A 5440-nucleotide genomic window follows, 5' to 3' on the forward strand; every position below is an offset into this window, starting at 1 on the left:
GAGCCAGAAAGTATATCGAAAAGCAAAAGAAAATTTTCACTTATACCATATAATCCTGCCATTTAACCAGTAGGTATTTTTCTTTTCCCTGTTCTTTTATTTTAAAAAAACCGAACTCATAAACAAACAGGTAAACATCACCCTTTTTGTTTTTCCAATAATGGGTAAAGAATTTAGGGTCGAAACCGAGCTTTAACAATACCTCTGACCTCACCGTTACCTTACCACCTTTATTATACCCTTTTAATATTTTTCGATTCAGCTTTAATTGGTTATCTACCTTGTTATAAAAGCGTTCTGGACTTTCTTTTGATCTTTGGTATTGGTAGGCACTTTTACAATGTAGGTCGCAATATTTCTTATCGGTTCTTCCATGTAGTCGTTTTGAACAATAAAGACACTCGTGCTGTATTCTCATCTGTACCATACTTAAACGACTCATTATGCGAATATTATTCGCTTAAGATACGATTAAATTGATTAATCGGGCTACATTGTTACCAAACAAGTGTACATGAAACCTGTTATTGTCTTTTTTTTAAAAATTTCAGAGAAGGGGGAAAAACTGCTCTTGATAAAGTTTCCGTATGATATAGAACTGAACGAATACCTAAAAAAGTTCAACGGTATTCGTTGGAGCGTAGCGTTCACAAGCTTTTATCTACCCTATTCCAAAACCAACACGCACGCTCTTTTTCAGTATTTAAGAAAAGGGGCATATTATATCGATTATAGCCAGCTTAAAAAGTATACCAACGTAGCAAAAGGTACGCCCAGGCCTCAAAAAGCTCAAAAAAAGACGGTCGTATTATCGGCACAAAACCAAAAGCGGTTCAAGCAATATGTGTCTTATTTACAAGGTCTTCGCCTTAGCCCGAGCACGATCAAGGTATATTCGAATTTTACCAAGCTCTTTCTGGATCATGTAGGCGACCTGCCCAATACCCAAATTACCAACGACCACTTTCGGAAATTTATCGAAGATATCGTAACAGAGCGGCGTTACAGTATTAGTAGCCACCGGCAGCTTATCGGCGCCCTCAATCATTTTTGCTCTCTTTTTTTAAACGGTACATTTAACGATAATGGCCTTAAAAGACCTAAGAAAAACAAGAGGTTGCCCACGGTTCTGAGCCAACAAGAAATAATTCTGCTCATAAGGTCTACGCCCAACCTGAAACATAGGGCGATAATTGCCCTACTCTACTCGGCAGGCCTTCGAATAGGCGAATGTATAAACCTTAAATTAGCCGACATTGATATTGATAGGATGCAGGTAAGAATAAACCAGGGAAAAGGTAGAAAAGACCGCTACGTAGTTTTAGCCAAAAGCTTTTTGCCACTATTGCAAAATTACTTGGCCACCTACACCCCCACCACTTTTTTCATAGAAGGAAACCAAGGACGACAATACACCGCTTCGAGCGTTCGAAAATTTTTTAACAAGACCTGCTTGGCCTCGGGCATTACCAAAAAAATAACACCCCATACATTACGACACTCTTTTGCCACCCACTTAATAGAAAACGGTGTTGGTTTAAGGTATATACAAGAACTACTGGGCCACTCAAAGCCAGAAACAACCATGATCTACACACATGTTGCGCAAAAGGACCTATTGCAGGTAAGAAGCCCGTTGGACATTGCCGTAGAAAAAATAACAAAAGCCGCTAAGCGAGAACAAAATGTCTCGATAGCCCGGCACAAAAAAGGATAAAAGTGTAAATTAGGGGTGATATAACAAGTTGTGTGCAAGCTGAAAAATGAACTTCAAAATCGACATAGAACAATTTAAAAAGCAAATTGAAGCCTTCAAGAAAGAATCGGCTGAATTGGGAAATGTAATAAACCCAATACTTGACAATTTCGATTTGAATAAACAAGAAACACTTGAAGTTTGCCAAATTGGAAAGTTTGCGTTCAAAATTGATTCTGATATTAGAATTGTTGATAAACCACAACCACCAAATCCTGATTTCATTATTGAACTAAACGATAAGCTAATTGGACTTGAACACACTCAAATTCTGACAGAAGACGCTCAAAGATATTTTAGAGTTAAAACACTCTTGGACTATGCGGAACAAAAATTTGAACAAAAATATCCGAATATAAACGTTCACGCGACTATTTCAGTAGAAAATGACGAATGGAATTACTCACAAAAGGACAAACCAAAATTGGCGGAACAAATTGCTGATTATGTAGAATGGACTCGACTGGAAAAGGACTTTGAATTACCCGAAAAAATAACAAAAATAAGAACAACAAGACATTCCCAAGTTTCATTTTCATACAAAGAAAAAAATTGGCAAGCGGAATACTTAACAAGAGAACGTCTGAAAACAGAAATAGAAAAAAAAGAATCCAAAATTTCAGGATATAAAACAAGTGAAAAACAACTAACTGAATTATGGTTAGTCCTATTAATGGGTTCACTTTCTTCTGTATCTTATGAATTAAACGAATCAGAAAATTATCAAATGGAATCAAAGTTTGACCGAGTATATTTAATGGCTGACTTTGACGCTAAAATTTTAAGAATAAAGTGAGAAAAGCCAGCACACAACAATGTATAACCGCAATTACGGCGGATTCGACTACGTCCGAATCCACTCGGAATTACTAAAGTCTGTGCTAAACCGAAAATTAACGCATATCAACCCGTAACTGACGGTTATACGTGACCGTTAGCATACATTTAAAAAAAATTGAAAGAAATTAATCACCTTTATCATTTCACAGATAGATTCTGCGTAATATCATCAATCCTATTAGATGGGTTTAAACCATCATATACCTCTGAAAAATTTGGAGAAAGGAATATTTTAGTTCCGATGGTCTCATTTATGAACGTTCAACTAAGAGATGTTGGACAGAATGAAGTCGTGGATTATGGAAGTTATGGAATTGGTATTCGTAGAGATTATGCTACTGAAATTGCTATAAATCCTGTTTGCTATGTTTACGAAAATAGCATTGTTGAAAATACAATCAAAAATCTACACGATTTATCAATAGTACCACAAATTATCAAACTAGCTAAGGAAAGTATTCTTGACAAAGTTAATTCAGATAAGAAAATTCTTGAATTTATAAAGTTAAAACCAGAGCCAATTTCAGAAGTTAAAAATTTACTTGATTCGATAAGTAAAGAAACTTCACCTGAATTAATTGATTCACTCAATGAATTAGCAACTAAAATATATGAAAATGCGTATTACCAACTATTACTATCTAAACCGTATAAAGTGAAAAATAAAGCGGGAGATACAAGAATAGCGTATAATGAACGAGAGTGGAGATTTGGATATAAAGAGTTGGGATATGTTATGGAAACGGACATAAACGGAAAAAAGAACAAAGATTTCGTTAATTGGAAATCCAAATGTAAACCTCATTTTAGTGAAGAAAATTACAGACTGAAAATAGACATTGAAAATATTAGTCACATAATAGTCAAAGAGGATAAAGAAAAAGAAAAAGTACTCGAATTATTGTATCAAAACAACGAAAAATCAGTAATTGATAATTTAATTAAATCCAAAAAGTTGACTATCGGAAAATTGACAGAACTCAAAGATAATGCGGAATAAAAACGTATGCTAACAATGCCTATAATTAATACGGGTTTTGGGGCTTAACGCCAAGTTTAGGTATAATTATGATGTCCGCCAAATCTTTTGGATTTGGTTTTTTAAATAGAAAAAATAAAAACAAACAAAAAGATTTGGCTAATCGCTTAAACGGAAACAAAAGCGCACTTTTATTCCCGTACTAATCATAGCCGAGACCGTTGTGGTGCATATGAAAAGACAACTGTATAAATACTTTATCACCATATTGCTTATTGTCGTTTCTGGCTGCAAAAACGAAAAGCAACAGGGCAAAAACATTAATTTGATTGAAAAAGTTGAGTCAAATAATGAAGATAATACGGTTGCCTTACAATTTGCTGAATTTGACGATTATCTAAGTCTTTTAAAACGTGTTGACGAGATAGTTTGCAATGATAGCGTCCCAGTTGTCAAAATGAGGATTAATGATGCTACATTTATCCACAAAGTATCAACGCCTTGTTGGGACAAAATAGGTGATATCCTTATCAAACAAAAAAATGTACTGATCGTGCATGATGATAGTATTGAGAAAAGATTCACTAATCCCTGGATGTGCAAAAAGTTTGGGCTTTCCAAATTAGGATCTGTTTTGGAAAAAGATATATCAAATAATGGAAAAGACGAAAATTGGAGTGAAAGTCCTGCCAAACATATACTTTCGATTTCTGTTTCAGATGATAGCGTAAATAAGCTCCAACCAATTTTTTTGGAACTATGCAGAACTTACGAACGGAATTTTATAAATTCAGACTTAAGGATATGGCTCACGGATTATGTGCCCTATTTCGAACTGCCACCACCACCGCCAGAAGGACCTGAAGATATAGAGGAAATAGAGTTTGTGGAATAAATACGCACCACAACACAACCTATAAACAATACGCGCTTAGGGCTTTACCAAAGGTTTGCGTATTTTTATAAAGTCCGCAAAATCTTTGGGATTTTGCTCTGGACAGAAAAAAATAAATCAAAACAAAAAGATTTCGCTATGTGCGTGGCGGAAAGCAAACGCTAGTTTGCTCCCGTACTGTTCATAGCCCAACCGTTACCTGTAATTATGAAAAAAATCCTGCTAACCATATTACTAATTCCATTTTTGACTTATTCCCAGTCATCGAAAACCTATTTGGAATTAGTTGATGACGCAAAGACAAAGAAAAGCGCGGAACAGATTGAGAAACTAATAATCGGAACGTGGGAATTTCAAAAATTGACGGATAAAAATGGAAAAGTAATTGCGGAAGTAAAACATTTCGTGAACGACACAATTACTGCAACGGAATATGTTTTTCGACCAAATATGCGAATTAAAAAAAACAAAACGTACGAATTATTTGGTTGTGAAAATGCGGAAAATTGTGAAAGTGGAAAATGGGAATATGACTCATATGCAAAGATTTTTAGAATGACTTTTGACAAACCGAAATACAACGTACCGATTGACAAACTCGCACCTGGACTTTTGGAACAATTAAAAAAATCTGGTTCATTAATTGAGTTTACGAAAAACGAAATAGAAATAGCGGAAATCACTCAAACGGAATTGAAAGTATTTGAATTTTTAGAAAGTGATGGAACGGAATTAGAATATAATTTAAAAGTTTATAAGAAAAAATAACTACAGGTAACAATGCCTATAATTCATTTTGCCTTACTGCAAACTTCAAAAGAATTACTACCTTGAACATTAATAACAGGCTGATAGTTTAGTACAGGTCAGTTTTGCTCGCCATCCTAGCGCGCCTCAGCAAGTTTGCGGTTCGATTTCGGCGCGGGCCCTTGGCACAAAACTGCTCAACCAAAACAGAATCATAGCCAGG

At 35.1% G+C, this 5440-nt stretch carries 6 protein-coding genes; 5 read left to right on the top strand and 1 reads right to left on the bottom strand.

What is annotated here, in order from left to right; all coding sequences use genetic code 11:
* Window positions 1–40: 40 nt before the first annotated feature.
* Window positions 41–418 (bottom strand): hypothetical protein, encoded by a 378-nt coding sequence (locus tag J8L85_RS17890; protein WP_211019544.1) that lies wholly within the window; start codon window positions 416–418, stop codon window positions 41–43.
* Between the two features lie 96 nt (window positions 419–514).
* Here J8L85_RS17890 and xerA point away from each other — a divergent pair, with 96 nt between their 5' ends.
* The 5 genes from xerA to J8L85_RS17915 all read left to right on the top strand — a co-directional run bounded on the left by xerA (window position 515) and on the right by J8L85_RS17915 (window position 5238).
* Window positions 515–1717: a site-specific tyrosine recombinase/integron integrase gene (gene xerA, locus J8L85_RS17895; RefSeq protein ID WP_211019539.1), complete on the top strand. Its 1203-nt coding sequence runs from the start codon at window positions 515–517 to the stop codon at window positions 1715–1717.
* Window positions 1718–1763: 46 nt separating this feature from the next.
* Window positions 1764–2552, top strand: a complete 789-nt coding sequence (locus J8L85_RS17900; protein WP_211019540.1) for a hypothetical protein — start codon at window positions 1764–1766, stop codon at window positions 2550–2552.
* A gap of 159 nt (window positions 2553–2711) precedes the next feature.
* Window positions 2712–3596, top strand: coding sequence for an abortive infection system antitoxin AbiGi family protein (locus J8L85_RS17905; protein ID WP_211019541.1), 885 nt, complete (start codon window positions 2712–2714; stop codon window positions 3594–3596).
* Between the two features lie 211 nt (window positions 3597–3807).
* Window positions 3808–4470: a hypothetical protein gene (locus J8L85_RS17910; protein WP_211019542.1), complete on the top strand. Its 663-nt coding sequence runs from the start codon at window positions 3808–3810 to the stop codon at window positions 4468–4470.
* Between the two features lie 207 nt (window positions 4471–4677).
* Window positions 4678–5238: a hypothetical protein gene (locus J8L85_RS17915; RefSeq protein ID WP_211019543.1), complete on the top strand. Its 561-nt coding sequence runs from the start codon at window positions 4678–4680 to the stop codon at window positions 5236–5238.
* Window positions 5239–5440: the final 202 nt, after the last annotated feature.

The organism is Maribacter sp. MMG018 (assembly GCF_018100785.1).
In the GTDB taxonomy this organism is placed as follows: Bacteria; Bacteroidota; Bacteroidia; order Flavobacteriales; family Flavobacteriaceae; genus Maribacter.

What these genes read in the sequence shown, in the direction of transcription:
- J8L85_RS17890 (WP_211019544.1), bottom strand. Translation starts at nt 418, where the DNA reads ATGAGAATACAGCACGAGTGTCTTTATTGTTCAAAACGACTACATGGA.
- xerA (WP_211019539.1), top strand. Translation starts at nt 515, where the DNA reads ATGAAACCTGTTATTGTCTTTTTTTTAAAAATTTCAGAGAAGGGGGAA.
- J8L85_RS17900 (WP_211019540.1), top strand. Translation starts at nt 1,764, where the DNA reads ATGAACTTCAAAATCGACATAGAACAATTTAAAAAGCAAATTGAAGCC.
- J8L85_RS17910 (WP_211019542.1), top strand. Translation starts at nt 3,808, where the DNA reads ATGAAAAGACAACTGTATAAATACTTTATCACCATATTGCTTATTGTC.
- J8L85_RS17915 (WP_211019543.1), top strand. Translation starts at nt 4,678, where the DNA reads ATGAAAAAAATCCTGCTAACCATATTACTAATTCCATTTTTGACTTAT.